The 759-nt window shown below is 24.7% G+C and carries 1 protein-coding gene; it reads left to right on the plus strand.

Translation table 11 applies throughout. The annotated features are described in order from the left end of the window. The coding region (locus G3997_RS02355; protein ID WP_330616289.1) for a hypothetical protein at positions 1-759 on the plus strand (759 nt) is incomplete at both ends.

The following is a 759-nucleotide window of genomic DNA, read 5'->3' on the forward strand; positions in this document are numbered from 1 at the left end:
AAAATAATTSWMATAAAYTTATTGATACAATAKTAAATAATGAAAAAGTATATACATATAAAAATGGTGATTTATATAAAGGTGAATTTTTAGGTGAAAAAAGACATGGATTTGGAGTTTGTGTATTTTCAAATAAAGAAAAGTACGAAGGAATTTGGAAAAATGATTCTATGCATAGTATAGGTAAATATACATATAGTGATGGAAGTACATATAGCGGAGATTTTAGAAGTGGAGTTGCAGAAGGTATAGGAACATATACATATAAAAATAAAGATATATATAAGGGTCAGTTTATAAACAATAAAAAAGATGGAAAAGGTGTACTATATTATACTGATGGAAGTAAATATATTGGTATGTGGAAAAATAATGTTAAGTCAGGTTATGGTAGATTAATTATTAAAAATGGAGATATATATAAAGGTGAATTTTTAGATGATAAAAAAAATGGTAGAGGAGAATATATATATTCAAATGGAGATAAATACATAGGAGATTTCAAAGATAATGTATTTCATGGACATGGATGCTATATAAAATCTAGCGGTGATATATATGAAGGTGAATATAGATACGGATTAAAAAAAGGATATGGAATATTAAAGACTATAGATAATATTGTATATGAGGGTGAGTTTAAAGATGACTTATTTGAAGGTAATGGAAGATATAAATATAAAAATGAATATATATATGAGGGTGACTTTAAAAAAGGTAAAAAAGATGGTATAGGAACRTATACATGCAATCTATATA

This window comes from Romboutsia sp. 13368, from assembly GCF_018336475.1.
Classification (GTDB): Bacteria; Bacillota; Clostridia; order Peptostreptococcales; family Peptostreptococcaceae; genus Romboutsia.